23 protein-coding genes are annotated in these 16431 nt (G+C 45.8%); 3 read left to right on the plus strand and 20 right to left on the minus strand.

Annotated elements, in window-relative coordinates:
• Positions 1-140: 140 nt before the first annotated feature.
• Entirely contained in the window at positions 141-899 is a 759-nt protein-coding gene (locus R4537_RS18290) for a DUF481 domain-containing protein (protein ID WP_071178714.1), read from the plus strand.
• Between the two features lie 54 nt (positions 900-953).
• Here the strand turns inward: R4537_RS18290 and rplI are convergent, their stop codons facing one another.
• The 15 genes from rplI to fkpA all read right to left on the minus strand — a co-directional run bounded on the left by rplI (position 954) and on the right by fkpA (position 10960).
• Complete coding sequence (gene rplI / locus R4537_RS18295) at positions 954-1403, minus strand: 50S ribosomal protein L9 (RefSeq protein ID WP_001196055.1); 450 nt, start codon at positions 1401-1403, stop codon at positions 954-956.
• 33 nt (positions 1404-1436) lie between these two features.
• The gene (gene rpsR, locus R4537_RS18300; RefSeq protein WP_000090472.1) at positions 1437-1664 is read right to left on the minus strand and encodes a 30S ribosomal protein S18; all 228 of its coding nucleotides are present in this window, start codon (positions 1662-1664) and stop codon (positions 1437-1439) included.
• A gap of 15 nt (positions 1665-1679) precedes the next feature.
• Positions 1680-1982 (minus strand): primosomal replication protein N, encoded by a 303-nt coding sequence (priB, locus tag R4537_RS18305; protein ID WP_000184777.1) that lies wholly within the window; start codon positions 1980-1982, stop codon positions 1680-1682.
• Between the two features lie 7 nt (positions 1983-1989).
• Positions 1990-2358: a 30S ribosomal protein S6 gene (rpsF, locus tag R4537_RS18310; protein WP_001216667.1), complete on the minus strand. Its 369-nt coding sequence runs from the start codon at positions 2356-2358 to the stop codon at positions 1990-1992.
• A 211-nt stretch (positions 2359-2569) separates the two neighbouring features.
• Positions 2570-3046 carry a bacterioferritin gene (bfr, locus tag R4537_RS18315; RefSeq protein WP_029628266.1) on the minus strand — a complete coding sequence of 159 codons (477 nt, stop codon included), beginning with the start codon at positions 3044-3046 and terminating at the stop codon, positions 2570-2572.
• 69 nt (positions 3047-3115) lie between these two features.
• Entirely contained in the window at positions 3116-3304 is a 189-nt protein-coding gene (locus R4537_RS18320) for a (2Fe-2S)-binding protein (RefSeq protein WP_000289078.1), read from the minus strand.
• 302 nt (positions 3305-3606) lie between these two features.
• On the minus strand, positions 3607-4791 hold the full coding sequence (tuf, locus tag R4537_RS18325; protein WP_000031640.1) for an elongation factor Tu: 1185 nt from the start codon (positions 4789-4791) through the stop codon (positions 3607-3609).
• A gap of 122 nt (positions 4792-4913) precedes the next feature.
• Positions 4914-7010: an elongation factor G gene (gene fusA, locus R4537_RS18330; protein ID WP_071178713.1), complete on the minus strand. Its 2097-nt coding sequence runs from the start codon at positions 7008-7010 to the stop codon at positions 4914-4916.
• A gap of 75 nt (positions 7011-7085) precedes the next feature.
• Positions 7086-7556, minus strand: a complete 471-nt coding sequence (gene rpsG, locus R4537_RS18335) for a 30S ribosomal protein S7 (RefSeq protein WP_001138052.1) — start codon at positions 7554-7556, stop codon at positions 7086-7088.
• A gap of 116 nt (positions 7557-7672) precedes the next feature.
• Complete coding sequence (gene rpsL / locus R4537_RS18340; RefSeq protein WP_000201237.1) at positions 7673-8047, minus strand: 30S ribosomal protein S12; 375 nt, start codon at positions 8045-8047, stop codon at positions 7673-7675.
• 184 nt (positions 8048-8231) lie between these two features.
• Positions 8232-8507: a sulfurtransferase complex subunit TusB gene (gene tusB / locus R4537_RS18345; protein WP_000902445.1), complete on the minus strand. Its 276-nt coding sequence runs from the start codon at positions 8505-8507 to the stop codon at positions 8232-8234.
• A 9-nt stretch (positions 8508-8516) separates the two neighbouring features.
• Entirely contained in the window at positions 8517-8873 is a 357-nt protein-coding gene (gene tusC, locus R4537_RS18350; protein ID WP_001044892.1) for a sulfurtransferase complex subunit TusC, read from the minus strand.
• On the minus strand, positions 8870-9265 hold the full coding sequence (tusD, locus tag R4537_RS18355; RefSeq protein ID WP_071178712.1) for a sulfurtransferase complex subunit TusD: 396 nt from the start codon (positions 9263-9265) through the stop codon (positions 8870-8872). Before tusD ends, tusC begins: the two co-directional genes overlap by 4 nt.
• Positions 9262-9978 carry a helix-turn-helix transcriptional regulator gene (locus tag R4537_RS18360; protein ID WP_000140991.1) on the minus strand — a complete coding sequence of 239 codons (717 nt, stop codon included), beginning with the start codon at positions 9976-9978 and terminating at the stop codon, positions 9262-9264. Before R4537_RS18360 ends, tusD begins: the two co-directional genes overlap by 4 nt.
• 202 nt (positions 9979-10180) lie before the next feature.
• On the minus strand, positions 10181-10960 hold the full coding sequence (gene fkpA / locus R4537_RS18365; RefSeq protein WP_000838244.1) for an FKBP-type peptidyl-prolyl cis-trans isomerase: 780 nt from the start codon (positions 10958-10960) through the stop codon (positions 10181-10183).
• A gap of 184 nt (positions 10961-11144) precedes the next feature.
• On the opposite strand from fkpA, the gene R4537_RS18370 reads away from it, so the two are divergent.
• Together R4537_RS18370 and R4537_RS18375 are read left to right on the plus strand one after the other, a co-directional pair.
• On the plus strand, positions 11145-12080 hold the full coding sequence (locus R4537_RS18370; protein WP_175463848.1) for a WD40 repeat domain-containing protein: 936 nt from the start codon (positions 11145-11147) through the stop codon (positions 12078-12080).
• Between the two features lie 11 nt (positions 12081-12091).
• Positions 12092-12310 carry a SlyX family protein gene (locus R4537_RS18375; RefSeq protein ID WP_002020406.1) on the plus strand — a complete coding sequence of 73 codons (219 nt, stop codon included), beginning with the start codon at positions 12092-12094 and terminating at the stop codon, positions 12308-12310.
• A 41-nt stretch (positions 12311-12351) separates the two neighbouring features.
• On the opposite strand, the gene R4537_RS18380 is transcribed toward R4537_RS18375, so the two are convergent.
• The 5 genes from R4537_RS18380 to hfq are packed head-to-tail and all read right to left on the minus strand — an operon-like array spanning position 12352 to position 16404.
• The gene (locus R4537_RS18380) at positions 12352-12540 is read right to left on the minus strand and encodes a DUF2065 domain-containing protein (protein ID WP_000084199.1); all 189 of its coding nucleotides are present in this window, start codon (positions 12538-12540) and stop codon (positions 12352-12354) included.
• Positions 12541-12596: 56 nt separating this feature from the next.
• Positions 12597-13577, minus strand: coding sequence for a protease modulator HflC (hflC, locus tag R4537_RS18385; RefSeq protein WP_001228765.1), 981 nt, complete (start codon positions 13575-13577; stop codon positions 12597-12599).
• Positions 13578-13579: 2 nt separating this feature from the next.
• A complete protein-coding gene (gene hflK / locus R4537_RS18390) occupies positions 13580-14773 on the minus strand; it encodes an FtsH protease activity modulator HflK (protein ID WP_057645127.1) in 1194 nt (397 codons plus the stop codon).
• A gap of 45 nt (positions 14774-14818) precedes the next feature.
• Positions 14819-16108: a ribosome rescue GTPase HflX gene (gene hflX / locus R4537_RS18395; protein WP_071178711.1), complete on the minus strand. Its 1290-nt coding sequence runs from the start codon at positions 16106-16108 to the stop codon at positions 14819-14821.
• 32 nt (positions 16109-16140) lie between these two features.
• Entirely contained in the window at positions 16141-16404 is a 264-nt protein-coding gene (hfq, locus tag R4537_RS18400; RefSeq protein ID WP_001051872.1) for an RNA chaperone Hfq, read from the minus strand.
• Positions 16405-16431 lie beyond the last annotated feature (27 nt).

Below are 16431 nucleotides of genomic sequence, written 5' to 3' on the forward strand. Positions count from 1 at the left end.
GTCATTATAACGAGAATCCGTCATTTGTAATTAAAGCAACGAAAGTTTGTGTGCCTTCTAACCAGAATTGACCTAGGATTGACCCAAGTTAAGCGCAGAGTTTTTACTATCCTCTTCCCTCAGACATAAGAGAAATTATTGTGTTTCAGAAATGGTTAACTTTGGCGAGTATATTACTTAGCATTCCTGTACTTGCTGAGAAGAAAACCGAGCCAGAGCTTGATATCGTGCTAGCTTCCCCTTGGAATAATCAGGTCGAATTAGGTTATCAAGCACATTCGGGGAATAGCGAGTCAGAATCTCTCAATTCAAGAGTTCGAACTGAATATAAATCAGGGCGACATCGTAGCTATGGTGAATGGAAGTTTTATCGATTAGATAAGAACAATAAAGAAGACAAACGACAGTCCACATTTACCTTACAGAGCGACTACAAACTCTCAACCAAAACTTATTTATACACCAGTTTTTACGGGATAAACTCTCGTTACAGTGCCTACCGCAAAGATCACACCTTATCGAGTGGTCTCGGTTACCAATTTCTGTATACCAAAGATAAAGTGATCGAGTTAGAAATGGGCCCTGGATTTCGTTATCAGAAACCAAATTTAGAAAAACTGGATGGTTCAGTACATAACGAACCGGTCAATGAACCGATTTTTCGCAGTAACTTAAAAGTCGAGTGGCAAGTCATCAATAACTTACGACTAGGAAGTGAGTTCAACCTTATCTCCGGTCAAAGCAATACCAGCATCGACAGTAATCTTAGTCTTTCAAACAATATAACAGACAATATTGCCTTAAAAATCCGCCAATCTCGTCAATTACACAGTCGAGCACCAGAAGGCAGAAGCAAAGTTGACAGTGTTTTCTCCGTTAACCTGCTCTTCGAATTTTGACCATAAAAAAACACCAGCCGAAGCTGGTGTTTTCATATTCGTCAGTAACTGAAATTACTCAGCAACAACTTGTACTTTTGCAGTCGCGAACACTTCAGAGTGAAGTTGAACACTAACTTCGTAAGCACCAACGTTGCGCAGAGCGCCTTCAGGTAGGCGAACTTCGCTCTTAGATACTTTAACGCCAGCTGCAGTGATTGCATCAGCGATATCACGAGTACCAATAGAACCGAACAGTTTACCTTCATCACCCGCTTTAGAAGCAATAACTACTGCTTCAAGAGCGTTAACTTGGTCAGCACGAGTTTGAGCAGCAGTTAGTTGCTCAGCAACTTTTGCTTCCAACTCCGCACGACGGCTTTCAAACATTGCAACGTTAGCTTTAGTTGCCATTACTGCCTTACCTTGTGGGATAAGGAAGTTACGAGCGTAACCAGATTTAACGTTTACAGTATCGCCAAGGCTGCCTAGGTTACCGATTTTATCAAGTAGAATAACTTGCATTGCTTAATCCTCTTTCTTAATAAACGGTGCCAATTACTGATGCTTGTCAGTGTATGGCAGTAGAGCTAGGTAGCGAGAGCGTTTGATTGCACGAGCTAGCTGACGCTGATATTTAGCACTTGTACCAGTGATACGGCTAGGAACGATTTTACCAGCTTCAGTAATGTAGTTCTTGAGAGTTGCTACGTCTTTGTAATCAATCTCTTGTACGCCTTCTGCAGTAAAACGGCAGAATTTACGACGACGGAAGAAACGAGCCATGGGCTATCTCCTGATCTATATTTGAGAAATTTTGTCGGCATGCAGCACTAATTTACCTACGCCATTTCGGCTGGTTTGGTAAGCTAAAAAGCCACTTACCAAAATGCTACTGCCTTGTACTAAGTTTTGAGTTAAAGCATCTGACCGCGCCCCACTCACCACCACAGGTAATCGACAAAAAACTTGTCTTGGGAGGTCAGCTTCAACCATCGTAGAGCGATGCTCTAGCCAAAAATGGCAATGTTTAACACCCGATGGACTTTGGCTTCGAACCGGAGCTTTAGCGACAATGCCACCTAACTCGATTCGATTGGTCATCAAACCATTACTCAATATCTGCGTCGAACTTCATCTCGTCACGCTTTACACGCTCTTCACGAGCTTTCAGCATGATTGAAGGTTCAGTAATAGCAGCTTTAGTACGCATGATCATGTTACGCAGAACTGCATCGTTGAAACGGAAAGCAGTTTCTAGCTCATCAACGACTGCTTGGTCAGCTTCAACGTTCATCAGAACGTAGTGAGCTTTGTGCAGTTTGTTGATTGGGTAAGCCAGTTGACGGCGGCCCCAATCTTCTAAACGGTGGATTTTACCGCCCGCTTCAGTGATTGAACCAGTGTAACGTTCGATCATGCCAGCAACTTGCTCGCTTTGATCTGGGTGCACCATGAATACGATTTCGTAATGACGCATTATTTGCTCCTTACGGATTATTCAGCTTCCAGAGTTGGCCCGGTCATCCAGAGGAAGCAAGGAACTAATGATAATTGACCGAGAATTAAGGAGCGGGAATAGTACAGAAAGGAAGCAGCTTTAGCAAGGAAATTATCGAGAGAGAAACAGGAAGCGGTTAGGCAGAAAACCGCGTTTTCTGCCTAGGAATGATATGTGTTCATGCGGGGAATTATTCGTCATCAACAAACTGAGCTTGCAGATAATTTTGGATACCCGTCATATCAATAAGACCAAGTTGAGTTTCTAACCAATCAACATGTTCTTCTTCGTCTTCCAAGATTGCTTGGAACAGATCACGAGAAACGTAGTCACGTACTTTTTCGGCGTAAGCGATCGCCTCTTTGAGGTCGGGAATCGCTATCAACTCAAGTTTAAGATCGCACTCCAACATCTCTTGCACATCTTCACCAATCATCAGTTTGCCAAGATCTTGCAGATTGGGGAGTCCCTCTAAGAACAAGATTCTTTCCACAATATGGTCGGCGTGTTTCATCTCATCAATCGACTCGTGGTATTCCTTATCGGCGAGATGCTTCAAGCCCCAATCTTTGTACATGCGCGCATGTAAGAAGTATTGATTGATGGCGATGAGCTCATTAGCCAGTACTTTGTTGAGATGTTGAATTATGACTGGATCACCTTTCATAGCATAGCCCTCCTCTTTGGCTCTATTAACTGTAGAACCAATTAGAGGAGAGTCAAAAAGAAGCTGTGATTAACTTGCCAGTTTAAACTGAGCAATCAGCGATTCTTCGATGATCTCTTTAGCTTGGCGCACACACTTACCACACTGAGAACCCAGTGCTGTACAGCGTTTGATGCCTTTAATATCTGTGATCCCTTGCTCGGTAATCAATCTCCTGATTTTTTTGTCTGAGACACCATGACACAAACAAACGTACATAAATCAACCTCGAATCTGTTATGCACAAATCATAAAAGAGAATCACTCTTATTTCTACTGCGTTTACTATTTTGCTCAGATCGGATTGTTATAAGAAAATGGCGATGGGAAAGAGAAGCGCCCAACTGAAAGTACAGCGCTAACGCTCAGGTTATTTGGATGAAGCTAATGTGTTGTTTTGATTATTAGCGGGATAAAGCCAAAAGAAGATATAAGCCTAAGATGACTTATAACCAAAAATGAAAAAGGGAAGCCGAAGCCTCCCTTTTCCGATGCAGCGTTGCGCGGCAAGATTAACGCAATTAAGCGATGATCTTAGCTACAACACCAGCACCTACAGTACGGCCACCTTCACGGATAGCGAAGCGTAGACCTTCGTCCATCGCGATTGGTGCAATCAGGTCTACAACCATCTTGATGTTGTCGCCTGGCATTACCATTTCTACGCCTTCTGGAAGCTCGATGCTGCCTGTTACGTCAGTTGTACGGAAGTAGAACTGTGGACGGTAACCTTTGAAGAATGGAGTATGACGGCCACCTTCGTCTTTTGACAGTACGTATACTTCTGATTCGAACTTAGTGTGTGGTGTGATTGAACCTGGCTTCGCCAGTACTTGACCACGCTCTACTTCTTCACGCTTAGTACCACGTAGCAGTGCACCAACGTTCTCACCTGCACGACCTTCGTCAAGCAGCTTACGGAACATCTCTACACCTGTACACGTAGTTTTTACTGTGTCTTTGATACCTACGATCGCTACTTCGTCACCCACTTTCAGGATGCCGCGCTCGATACGGCCTGTTACTACTGTACCACGACCTTGGATTGAGAATACGTCTTCGATTGGCATCAGGAATGCCATGTCTACTGCACGCTCTGGCTCTGGAATGTATGAATCCAGTGCTTCTGCTAGCTCAACAATCTTCGCTTCCCACTGTGCTTCGCCGTTTAGCGCGCCTAGTGCTGAACCTTGGATTACTGGCAGGTCATCACCTGGGAAATCGTACTCAGACAGCAGCTCACGAACTTCCATTTCAACCAGCTCTAGAAGCTCTTCATCGTCAACCATGTCACACTTGTTCATGAATACGATGATGTAAGGAATACCTACCTGGCGACCCAGCAGGATGTGCTCACGAGTTTGTGGCATTGGACCGTCAGTTGCCGCTACAACTAGGATACCGCCGTCCATCTGTGCTGCACCAGTGATCATGTTCTTAACATAATCCGCGTGTCCTGGACAGTCTACGTGTGCGTAGTGACGGTTTGGAGTATCGTACTCTACGTGAGAAGTATTGATTGTAATACCACGCTCACGCTCTTCTGGTGCGTTGTCGATTGACGCGAAGTCACGAGCTTTACCGCCGTATACTTTTGCAAGTACAGTACAGATAGCTGCAGTTAGAGTTGTTTTACCGTGGTCAACGTGGCCGATAGTACCAACGTTTACGTGCGGTTTCGTACGTTCAAATTTTTCTTTAGACACGATCGTGTTCCTTCCTAGTTATGATTCGCTTTGGGTAAGCAGTACCCAAGGCGCGCCAGAAATTGCTATTTTATGCGCCAACTCACGTCAGCGCAATAGATTCGTTATTAACCAAACAACGGTTAACCACGCTCTGCGATAATTGCGTCAGCAATATTTTTCGGCACATCAGCGTACTCAGCAAACTCCATAGAGTAAGAAGCACGGCCTTGTGTGGCAGAACGCAGGTCAGTTGCATAACCAAACATCTCAGACAGTGGGACTTTAGCGTGGATGATTTTCAGTCCCGCAGGGCCTTCATCCATACCTTCGATGATGCCACGACGACGGTTTAAGTCACCCACAACATCACCCATCCAGTCTTCTGGAGTGGTTATTTCAACTTTCATTAACGGCTCAAGAAGAACAGGTTGAGCTTCAAGCGCACCTTTCTTGAATGCCATAGAACCAGCGATTTTAAACGCCATTTCGCTGGAGTCGACATCGTGGAATGAACCATCAAACAGGGTAGCTTTGACATCCAGCACTGGATAGCCCGCTAACACACCGTTGTTCATTTGCTCCTCGATACCTTTCGCAACTGGGTTGATAAATTCTTTTGGAATCACACCACCCGCGATTGCGTCAACGAAGACAAACCCTTGACCAGGCTCAGCAGGTTCAATTTTCAGCCATACGTGACCGTATTGACCACGACCACCTGACTGACGAACGAACTTACCTTCCACTTCCGATTTACCACGAATGGTTTCACGGTAAGCCACCTGAGGTTTACCTACGTTACAATCGACACCAAACTCACGTTTCATGCGATCGACGATAATATCTAGGTGAAGCTCACCCATACCAGAAATCAGCGTTTGACCCGTCTCAGCGTCAGTCTCAACGCGGAATGATGGGTCTTCTGCTGCGAGTTTACCTAAAGCAATACCCATTTTTTCCTGATCAGCTTTAGAGCGAGGCTCTACTGCGATCTGAATTACTGGTTCAGGGAACTCCATACGCTCCAGAATCACAACATGATTCGGATCACACAAAGTATCGCCCGTAGTCACATCTTTCAGGCCAATAGCCGCAGCGATGTCACCCGCACGAATCTCTTTGATTTCATCACGCTTGTTAGCATGCATCTGTACGATACGGCCAAAGCGCTCTTTCTTTTGCTTCACTGAGTTATAAACCGCATCACCCGAGTTAACCACTCCAGAGTAGACGCGAATAAAGGTCAGCGAGCCAACAAAAGGATCGGTAGCAATCTTAAACGCGAGTGAAGAAAACGGTTCGTTATCGTCAGCATGACGCTCAACACTGTTTTCTCGATCATCAATACCTTTGATCGCAGGGACATCAGTAGGTGATGGCAGAAACTCAATCACCGCATCCAATACTGCTTGTACGCCTTTGTTCTTAAATGCACTACCACAAGTAGCGAGAACAATTTCGTTGTTGATGGTGCGCTGACGCAGAGCTTGTTTGATCTCTACTTCACTAAGTTCACCATCTTCAAGGTATTTTTCCATCAACTCTTCACTGGCTTCGGCTGCGGCTTCCACAAGGTGGTTACGCCACTCTTGGGCAAGCTCAAGCATATCCGCAGGAATTTCTTCATAAGTGAAGCTCATGCCTTGATCGGCTTCATTCCAGTTGATGGCTTTCATCTTGATAAGGTCGATGACACCTCTGAACTCTTCTTCTGCACCAATATTGAGTTGGATTGGAACAGGAGTCGCACCAAGACGATGTTTAATTTGGCCTACTACGCGTAAGAAATCTGCACCAGCACGGTCCATTTTGTTGACGAATACCATGCGTGGAACGCCGTATTTGTCAGCTTGACGCCAAACGGTTTCAGACTGAGGTTCAACACCTGATGTACCACAGAATACGACCACTGCACCATCAAGCACACGAAGTGAACGCTCTACTTCGATCGTAAAGTCAACGTGTCCAGGGGTATCAATGATGTTGATGCGATGTTCTTGGAATTGCGCTTCCATACCACGCCAGAAGGTGGTGGTGGCAGCAGAGGTTATGGTAATACCACGCTCTTGCTCTTGGACCATCCAGTCCATAGTCGCAGCACCGTCGTGAACTTCGCCAATTTTGTGAGAGAGGCCAGTGTAGAACAGAATACGCTCAGTAGTGGTTGTTTTTCCTGCATCTACGTGAGCACAGATACCGATGTTACGGTAGCGCTCAATAGGAGTTTTACGAGCCACGATTGTATCCTCTTACTAAGGTCAACCTTAGAAAATAGAAATGTGCTGCGAGAGAACCTCGCAGCACAGAAGGTATTACCAGCGGTAATGAGCAAACGCTTTGTTCGCTTCTGCCATACGGTGAACGTCTTCACGTTTCTTAACAGCAGAACCTTTGTTTTCGGATGCGTCTAGCATTTCAGCAGCTAGACGAGCAGCCATAGATTTTTCACCACGCTTACGCGCAGCTTCAACCAACCAACGCATTGCCAGAGCATTACGACGTACTGGACGTACTTCAACTGGCACTTGGTAAGTTGAACCACCAACACGGCGAGATTTAACTTCTACCGCTGGGCGAACGTTTTCAAGAGCTTCTTCAAATACGGCTAAGTGGTTTTTACCAGACTTTTCAGCCATGGTGTCTAGTGCAGTGTAAACGATTTTCTCTGCAGTAGATTTTTTACCGTCAACCATAAGGATGTTAACGAATTTTGCCAGCAGTTCAGATTTGAACTTTGGATCTGGAAGGATCTTACGCTGACCAATGACGCGACGACGTGGCATGGAATATTCTCCGTTGTCTTCTTCAGGTTATCCAAAACTTTTCAGTTTTTTCAAAATTAAAATTTAATTTTAGTGTTTGGCCTTACTTAACGCTTCTTTCATAAGAAAGAAGGGAATTAAGACTTAGGACGCTTCACACCGTACTTAGAACGAGCTTGTTTACGGTCATTCACGCCTGCACAGTCAAGTGCACCACGAACAGTGTGGTAGCGAACACCTGGGAGGTCTTTAACACGACCACCACGGATCAGAACAACACTGTGCTCTTGTAGGTTGTGACCTTCACCACCGATGTATGAAGTAACTTCAAAACCGTTAGTTAGGCGTACACGACATACTTTACGAAGTGCTGAGTTAGGTTTTTTAGGTGTAGTTGTGTAAACACGAGTACATACACCACGTTTTTGTGGGCACGCAGCTAGTGCTGGCACGTTGCTTTTAACAACTTGCTTAGCACGTGGCTTACGAACCAACTGGTTAATAGTTGCCATTAACTAGCTCCTGATTTACTTAAAGTAAGCTTGTGAAAAATCTATCCCTTCCATGCAAACAGTTTGCACAAATAGGGACGCAAAATTCTATGCAGCAGTGGGATGTGTGTCAAGAAATATACAGATCTTTTTTGCTGATCCTGTGTGAGCTTTGTTCCGCTCAGGATGATTAGAAAAAGCAAACCTACCAGGTTATTGATTTTTCATGGGTTATTGTCAAATCAACAAAATCACTCATGGTGACAACCGAAATACGCGGATCGCATTTTTCTAGCCAACCACGCGCGTGCAGATCCTCATAAAGCACCAACCATAGGTTCTGATCATTAATACTCGCTCGATATGGTGAGTGTACCGCCGCCGCATAGATGGCATTCTCCGTCAATAGAACAACATCACCATCGAGTAAATAAGCACTAAGCAAAGGGAGTTTTTCTAAGTGCTTAACAATATGTAGCATAGGAGCTCCTTAGAAAGTCAGTAACTGATCGTAGTGGTGCAGTAACTGCGCCAGTTCTTTGGTATCAACCACTTCCACCTCAATCAGTAAATCTTGTTCACTCAGCCCCCAGCCAGCCAAGCTCTGTTGGCAGACATAACGCGCTTCAATGTCGTAGAGATCCAAAAGCTTGAATGCCGAAATATAATCACGACTTAAAATCGATTCGGGGTGCTGATGATTGACCAACTGCAACACACCTTCGCCAACAAAAAATAGGGCTTGTTCTTCACTGTAGGCTGAAGTCGCAAGAATGGCATCTAAGCCTTCTCGCCCTGCCGCGCTACCATGAGGCGGCGTATGAAATAGCCATGCGACTTTATTCAAAACTGCACCACCCTATCTTGTTCCAGTAATGCTTGTGCCAAGCTGCCCAGTCCCGCTTGAGTGAAATGAGTGGCGAGGTTATGGCTAGCTAAGCCGTGTTGCGACGCTTCTTGCTCACTAACGACACCACGGCGCAGCGCTGCTGCGACACAAGTTTCAAGTTGTACTTGATGGGATTTAGCAAGGGATTGCCAACCTTGTAACAAGTTAAACTCATCATTGGCTGGTACATGCGTCGCCGAGCCATTAAGCACACCGTCTTGATAAAAGAACACGCTTTTTAAAATATGTCCTTTCTCAATCAGCGCGTTAGCAAACAGATAGGCGTTGCGGGCCGATTGCGTGCCGTATTGTGGCCCGTTCACCACTAAGGTGTAAGTGAGTGGTTTCACTTCTCATCATCCTCAGTTTTACGTTGACGAATGTAGAGATACACAGTGTGTTTAGAGATATTCAGTCGATCGGCAACTCGGTTGATTGCATCTTTAATATCGAAGATGCCTTTATCAAACAATGCCATCACGATTTGGCGATTCTTGGTATTGTTTGAAACAGACTTATCACCGTTGATTTCTTCGATGGTACGTTCAACCGTTTGATCCACCAGCTCTTCCACATCACTGGCGAAGTTAACTGAAGAGGCGGCTTCTTGTGCTTCCTGAGTCGGCATAAAGGATTTCAGCACTTGCGAAAACGGTGCATCAAGGTTGACGTTGATACACAGCAGACCAATCACTCGATTCTCACCATTCCGGATAGCGACTGTGATTGATTTCATCAACACGCCGCCTTTGGCGCGCGTGAAATAGGAGCGGGAGAAGTTACGCTCAGATCCTTCTATATCACGCAGCATTTTCAAAGCCATATCGGTAATTGGCGATCCCACTTGACGACCTGTGTTTTCACCGTTGGCAATCTTGATCGCCGATGTGTTGAGATCTTCAAGCGAGTGAAGAACGATCTCACAAAATGGGCCTATCAGGCTCGCGATGCCATCAACTACCGCCTCGTAAGAGCGCAGAATCACTTTATCGTGCTCCGTAAACGGCTTTACGTGCACCGATTCCATCTCAAGCAGTAAATCGACATTCATGGTTTCTGTCATTGTCACTGTGCTTAAACCTTAGAATGAAAAATCAACAAATTGCTGTAAGTTTATCAGAAAATTTTAAACCACGATTCTGCAATATCACCAACAAGTGATTTAGGACAAGTTCTTATTAGAATCTGCGCATACAAAAAAGGCCTGCACAACGTCAGGCCTTTTTTCATTCCTCTCGTTTCAATAACGAGCACGGAATTATTGATTACTGAGCAGCGTCTTTGCCGTTTTCAATTTTCAACAATTCCACTTCAAACACTAAAGTTGAGTTCGCTGGAATGGTTGGCGTATCTTGTTCGCCATAAGCCAGTTCAGGCGGAATAACCAGTTTAAACTTAGAGCCGACTGACATCAGTTGTACACCCTCGGTCCAGCCTGGGATCACACGGTTGAGAGGGAAAGTTGCAGGCTCGCCACGCTCATAAGAGCTGTCGAATTGTGAACCGTCAGTCAAAGTGCCTTTGTAATGAACTTGCACAGTATCGGTATCTTTTGGCTTATCACCCTCTGCTGGTGTCATCACTTGATACAGCAGACCAGATTGCGTTTTCACGACACCTGACTCTTTCTCGAATTGGGCGCGGAACTCATCACCTTTCTTCTTGTTCTCTGCTGCTTTTTCAGCGGCTTTGACTTGCATGGTTTCAGCCACACGCTTATCTAACGCTTCAAGCGCAGCACGTGTCTCTTCTTCGCTCATTTCTGGGTTGCCAGCAAACACATGCTCAATACCTTTCAGAACCAGATCTTTGTTCAGATCGATGCCAATTTCACTTGGCTTCTCAATACTGGTTTTAAGATAGTTTGCAAACGATACGCCAATTGCGTACGCCGCTTTATCATCTTCAGACTTGAACTCAACCGTTTTTGCTGCTGCGGTTTGTGCGGCAGGCGTGGTTTCGGTTTTTGGTGCTTCTTCTTTCTGACAACCAACCGCGAGCATTACCGTCGCAGCCAGCAGTGACACTTTAAAAAGTGATTTCATCGGGTTCTCCAATTATGAGGTAATCCTTTTGGCGTTGTGCACAAAAACCAGCAACCAACTGGTGCACAACAAAGAGTTGTACCAATATAGCGATATGTTTCATGATTGTCTTTACACAACAAACGGATAATTCGACTTGATGCGAAGAATTTATCACTCACTCTACGCTTTGCTTGTCATCTTAATGTTAAGTGGTTGTTTTTTTGCCAACCAAGCAGAGCAACAATGGGTCTTAGCCCCTGAAGGTTCAACCGCTTTTGGCTTAAGTCGTGATGGCCGATTTGCCCTTATCTACTCCAAACAACAACAGTTAGTGTTATGGGATCTCTTGCAAGACAAAAAACTTGCCGATCTTGGCGCGCAAGATCCACAGGCTAACCCCGTATCCTTGATCCGTATTGCTGATAGTGAACGTTTCGCGGTCACCGCAAGCCAAAATAACTTTGCAGTTTGGGATCTTGCATGGACCCAAGGCAAAGGACTTTGGTCGATTACCGATGGGTTGATCCGCGATGTTGATCTCTCCAGTGATGGTGAACAGGTGCTGCTAGGTGTGACCAATGGTAAAGCGATTTACGTTGACTTAGTCAGCGGTCGTCGCATGGAGTTCCTTGCTCACCGTGAAAAAGTCAATTCTGTCGCACTCTCTGCTAATGGGCGCTATGCGCTAACCGGAGGCAATGATTACCACGCTTATTTATGGGATACCAAAACTGGCCAAATCATTCGCCAATTTGAACATGAGCAGCGAGTCAATCGGGTCACGTTACAACGAGAAGGCAAACTGGCGTTTACTTCAGATGGTGGTAATCAAGCGCTCATTTGGGATCTCACCGTAGACAGAAAACCGATCCAGTTGCACAGTTTCCGACGCCAGCTGATTTTTTCCACCGCTCGTTTTTCTGATGATGGAAAAAAGCTGATCACGGGAACCCCTTCTGGATTAGTCGAAGTATGGAATACGCAAGATGGTAAGAAAATAGCCAGTTTCGAGTCGAGAAACAAAAAAGATCAGGGTCCTACCCAAGCGGTCGTGTATGATGCGGCTTTTGATGCCCAACAGCGCGCCGTAGCGGGCAGCTCTGCGGGTATCGCTCAAGCTTGGCGAATGGAGAACTGAGAATGCAAGAGATGTCGCTAACCCAACTTCAAGAGCACATTGAAGATTTAGAGTGCAAATTAGCTTTTCAAGAGCAAACCATCGAAACTCTTAATGACGCCTTGACGCAGCAGCAACTGCTACTGAGCAAGATGCAAGATCAAATGAAATACGTGGTCGGTAAAGTCAAAAATATGGATACCTCCACTCTGGCTGATCCTGCTCATGAAACACCGCCACCACACTACTGATAGAATCATTTTCTATTAATAGCCTACGTAATTCGCCGACCTTAACGAGCGAAAACGTAGGCTATTACAGCGCCAGCCACTACCAAACAACCGCCGATGCGGCGCAACTGGTTATCCGGCTGTAGGCTCAATTGTGCCACCATCTGACGCCATCCTCTCGGCGCGAATAATGGTCCTAGCCCTTCAACGATCAACACTAAACCTAATGCAATCCAAAGTGTCTGCGACATATTGACTCCAAATAACAAAGGCCCCTTACGGAGCCTTTAATAAGGTTGACTAATGCTTACTTGGCGGCAGCGCCTTTCGCATTATTCATGTATTGGAAGAACTCGCTTTTTGGATCCAATACCAGAATGTCATTTTTGCTGTTAAACGATTTCTCGTACGCGCGCAGTGAGCGCAAGAAGCTGAAGAACTCAGGATCTTTCTTATAAGCATCCGAGTAAATCTTCGCGGCTTCTGCATCCGCAGTACCACGAGTTACACGCGCCGTCTTATCCGCTTCAGCAAGAATTGTTGCTACCTCAAGCTCTGCTTGCGCACGGATCACTTCCGCTTTTTCACGACCTTGTGAACGGTGCTTACGGGCTACCGATTCACGTTCCGCACGCATACGGCGATAGATTGACTCGCTGATCTCATCCGGTAGGTTGATCTTCTTCATACGGAAGTCGACCACGTATACCCCTAAGTCTTTCATCGCACTTTCACGAGTATCGTTCAGTACTTCAGACATGATTTGATCACGCTGACCATCGATCTCCAGCGCTTCTTTCGCCGCTTCCGTCGTCAATTCAGAAGAATCTGCATTGTCAGGTAATACGGCAACATTGCGAGGGCCCGAAACAATCTGCTTGATTTCACGCGCACCGATTTGAGAACGCAAGACATCAGTCACTTTACGCTCTAGTAGCGCTTCTGCGGTCAACGCATTACCGCCACCGGTTGCCAAGTAATACTGACCAAAATCTTCGATACGCCACTTAACATAAGTATCGATGATCACGTCTTTTTTCTCAGATGTCACGAAACGGTCTGAACGGCCATCCATGGTTTGAATACGTGCATCTAAGGTTTTTACACGATCAAATAATGGCATTTTAAAATGCAGGCCCGGCTCATAAATTCTCGCCGCATCGTTATTGTCTTTCAACACTCGACCAAAACGGATCACGATTCCACGCTCACCCTCTGGGATCACGAACATCGACATCAATAATGCAGCGATGATCAGAACGATACTAGGGATTAATAACTTACGCATTCTTAGTATCTCCCTTGACGTGTGGTGTTACGCGACTGAGTGTCGGTATTCGTTTCTGTCGTTTGTGATTCAAGCTCAATTTGATCGTAGGCTGATGAAGACTTGTTTGGACGTGGCTGCGCCCCTGCTTTATTGTCTTGACCTGCTAACTTATCAATCGGCAGATAGAGCAGATTGCCGCTCGATTCAGAATCAATCAGCACTTTTGAAGTATTGCTATACACCTGTTCCATTGAATCTAAATAGAGACGATCTCGCGTTACTTTCGGCGCAGCTTGGTATTCAGGCAACAGCTTTTCAAACTGAGCAACCTGACCAAGGGCTTCGTTGATGGTGCGCTCGTTGTAACCTTGCGCTTCTTTCTTCAGACGCTCAGCACGGCCTGTGGCCTTAGGCAAAATTTCGTTCTTGTAGGCTTCAGCCTCACGGATGAAACGCTCTTCATCCTCACGAGCCGCAATCGCATCGTCAAAGGCATCTTTAACTTGCTCAGGTGGACGAGCCGACTGGAAGTTCACATCAACAATCATCAAGCCCATATCATAGCTATCGATGACTTGGTTGAGTGTCTGCTGCGTGCTTTGGCGAATTTGCTGACGACCGCTGGTCAAAATGCTATCCATTAATGCATCACCAACAACAGCGCGAAGCGCCGAATCTGTTGCCTGACGCAAGCTGTCATCTGCATTAGTCACGCGATACAAGTATTTGTAAGGGTCGGCAATACGATATTGCACATCCATTGAGACTGTCACCACGTTTTCATCTTTGGTCAGCATCAAGCCAGATGAGCGTAGTGAGCGAATCGCTTGCACGTTGACAGGTGTCACTTCATCAATAAACCTTGGCCGCCAGTTCAAACCTGGATCGACAATGCGGTCGTATTTGCCAAGGCGTAGCACAACGCCGCGCTCAGCTTCACCAATGGTATAAAAACCGGTAAAGAACCAAACCGCAACGGCGATAGCTGCAATGACACCGAAGCCAATCGCACCGCCACCGGAAAACGAAGGGCCTTTACCACCTTTGCCACCAAACTTGCCCCCCAGCTTTTGACTCAGTTTATTAAATACTTCGTCTAAATCTGGCGGTCCTTGATCTCGGCCACCTTTATTATTACCGCGATTGTTGTTCCCCCATGGGTCATTATCGCGGCCATTGTTGCCGTTATTATTACCAGGCTCATTCCACGCCATTAGAAAACTCCATCATTTGATATGACGTTATACTCTAGCAGTCCTTTAAGTAACTATAAAGTCACATAAATCTGCTTGCTCTCGTTTTTCTAGTCTAGCCCAATCGACCTGTTGCATCCGCACAGTGATCAGTAAATTGCCTTCCGGATCATACTCTTCCTGTTGAATACAGTTCATTTGGAAAAATGTGCTACGGATACGTCCTTGATGTCGCGGCGGAATACGTAAGTGGTGCTCCACCACTTGGCTAGCCAAACGCTCACTCAATGCCTCAAAGAGTAGCTCAATACCCGTGCCCTGCATGGCAGAGATCCACACTACTCTCGGAACACCTTCATCATCCCGTTCTATACGTGGAGATTGTTCTTCGAGATTATCTATCTTATTCATCACCAACAAAGTGGGGACTTCATGAGCATCAATCTCTTGTAAAACAGTCTCTACCGCTTGGATATTCTCACGAAAGCGTTCGTCACTGGCATCAACAACATGTAACAAAATGTCAGCTTCTTGTGTCTCTTGTAACGTCGCTTTAAAAGCCGCAACAAGATCATGCGGAAGATGACGAATAAAGCCTACTGTGTCGGCTAAAACGGCCGGCCCTACATCCACCAGATCGATTTTACGCAAGGTAGGATCGAGCGTTGCAAACAATTGATCCGCCGCATACACACCGGCTTCAGTGATTCGGTTAAACAGGGTGGATTTCCCTGCGTTGGTATAACCCACCAACGAGATGGTTGGAATTTCTGCACGGCTACGAGCACGGCGCCCTTGTTCACGCTGTTTGGCCACTTTTTCTAAGCGGCGCAAAATCGCTTTAATTCGTTCACGCAGTAAACGTCGGTCTGTTTCAAGCTGGGTTTCACCCGGCCCACGTAAACCAATCCCGCCTTTTTGTCTTTCTAAGTGCGTCCAACCACGAATTAAGCGAGTAGAGATATGGCGCAACTGAGCCAACTCGACTTGTAGCTTACCTTCATGGGTACGAGCTCGTTGAGCGAAGATATCAAGGATAAGACCGGTACGATCAATGACTCGGCATTGGCACAGTCTTTCGAAGTTACGTTCTTGGGCAGGAGAAAGAGCGTGGTTAAAAATCACCACATTAGCGCCATGCATTTGCACGGCTTCGGCGATTTCTTGGGCTTTACCCTCACCAACGAAATATTTAGGGTGAGGGGTCTGACGACTGCCTGTTACCACATGCAGTGTTGTCACCCCAGCGGAGGAAATGAGCATTTTACATTCGCTCAGATCTTCCCACTCACCCCGTTGCGTGAAGTTGACATGAACAAGTACGGCTCGCTCACCGGCTTCATAACGGTCAAACAAGCGATCAACTCCTTAAATAATTGTGCAAAGAATTACTCTTCAGACTTCTCTGCTGGACGATCCGATGCTGGGCGGTCGCCGCTGTGGTGGCTAACTGGACGAGCAGGAACCACAGTAGAAATCGCATGCTTGTAAACCATTTGGTTTACTGTGTTCTTCAGCAAGATCACAAATTGATCAAATGATTCGATCTGACCTTGCAGTTTAATGCCGTTCACAAGGTAGATAGAAACAGGGATACGTTCACGACGTAGTGCATTCAGAAATGGGTCTTGTAGAGATTGCCCCTTAGCCATTTTGTTTTTCCTTATTTTGTCTTTTCT

It is taken from the genome of Vibrio paracholerae, assembly GCF_037672085.1.
Lineage (GTDB): Bacteria > Pseudomonadota > Gammaproteobacteria > Enterobacterales > Vibrionaceae > Vibrio > Vibrio cholerae.

Bases quoted from the DNA above. Each gene is read 5' to 3' on its own strand.
- rplI (WP_001196055.1), bottom strand. From the start codon at position 1,403: ATGCAAGTTATTCTACTTGATAAAATCGGTAACCTAGGCAGCCTTGGC.
- rpsR (WP_000090472.1), bottom strand. From the start codon at position 1,664: ATGGCTCGTTTCTTCCGTCGTCGTAAATTCTGCCGTTTTACTGCAGAA.
- priB (WP_000184777.1), bottom strand. From the start codon at position 1,982: ATGACCAATCGAATCGAGTTAGGTGGCATTGTCGCTAAAGCTCCGGTT.
- rpsF (WP_001216667.1), bottom strand. From the start codon at position 2,358: ATGCGTCATTACGAAATCGTATTCATGGTGCACCCAGATCAAAGCGAG.
- bfr (WP_029628266.1), bottom strand. From the start codon at position 3,046: ATGAAAGGTGATCCAGTCATAATTCAACATCTCAACAAAGTACTGGCT.
- R4537_RS18320 (WP_000289078.1), bottom strand. From the start codon at position 3,304: ATGTACGTTTGTTTGTGTCATGGTGTCTCAGACAAAAAAATCAGGAGA.
- rpsG (WP_001138052.1), bottom strand. From the start codon at position 7,556: ATGCCACGTCGTCGCGTCATTGGTCAGCGTAAGATCCTTCCAGATCCA.
- rpsL (WP_000201237.1), bottom strand. From the start codon at position 8,047: ATGGCAACTATTAACCAGTTGGTTCGTAAGCCACGTGCTAAGCAAGTT.
- tusB (WP_000902445.1), bottom strand. From the start codon at position 8,507: ATGCTACATATTGTTAAGCACTTAGAAAAACTCCCTTTGCTTAGTGCT.
- R4537_RS18360 (WP_000140991.1), bottom strand. From the start codon at position 9,978: ATGACAGAAACCATGAATGTCGATTTACTGCTTGAGATGGAATCGGTG.
- fkpA (WP_000838244.1), bottom strand. From the start codon at position 10,960: ATGAAATCACTTTTTAAAGTGTCACTGCTGGCTGCGACGGTAATGCTC.
- R4537_RS18370 (WP_175463848.1), top strand. From the start codon at position 11,145: ATGTTAAGTGGTTGTTTTTTTGCCAACCAAGCAGAGCAACAATGGGTC.
- R4537_RS18375 (WP_002020406.1), top strand. From the start codon at position 12,092: ATGTCGCTAACCCAACTTCAAGAGCACATTGAAGATTTAGAGTGCAAA.
- R4537_RS18380 (WP_000084199.1), bottom strand. From the start codon at position 12,540: ATGTCGCAGACACTTTGGATTGCATTAGGTTTAGTGTTGATCGTTGAA.
- hflC (WP_001228765.1), bottom strand. From the start codon at position 13,577: ATGCGTAAGTTATTAATCCCTAGTATCGTTCTGATCATCGCTGCATTA.
- hflK (WP_057645127.1), bottom strand. From the start codon at position 14,773: ATGGCGTGGAATGAGCCTGGTAATAATAACGGCAACAATGGCCGCGAT.
- hfq (WP_001051872.1), bottom strand. From the start codon at position 16,404: ATGGCTAAGGGGCAATCTCTACAAGACCCATTTCTGAATGCACTACGT.